Below are 281 nucleotides of genomic sequence, written 5' to 3'. Positions count from 1 at the left end.
GCAGTATGCTGTGTCCATGTAAAATCAAAGCCACCTTCTTCATTTTCATAACCAGGACATTTGCTATATTCATCCTCACAAACTATTTTTTTGCCATTTTTATCAACAGGTTGTAAAAGTGCTTTTTTATATTTTTCTCCCCATCCTTTGTGTGCTCCTAATATCCATTTTACTTTTTTATCACGTCCTATTTTTATAATAGCACTTTGATGACGACTTGAAATAATAATACTATCATCACTTGGATCATAATCTACACTATTTACATGAGCCCAGTTGCG

Annotated in this window: 1 protein-coding gene; it reads right to left on the bottom strand. The window is 33.1% G+C overall.

Features of this window, described 5'->3' with window-relative positions; translation table 11 throughout:
- Nucleotides 1–281 (bottom strand): aryl-sulfate sulfotransferase (locus tag CAMP5060_RS08225; RefSeq protein WP_337218215.1); only part of this gene is annotated, 281 nt, incomplete at both ends.

Source organism: Campylobacter sp. 1569, from assembly GCF_024723675.1.
In the GTDB taxonomy this organism is placed as follows: domain Bacteria; phylum Campylobacterota; class Campylobacteria; order Campylobacterales; family Campylobacteraceae; genus Campylobacter_D; species Campylobacter_D jejuni_C.
Note: the sequence above shows the minus strand (reverse complement) of the source record. Positions and strands in the feature narration are given on the sequence as shown.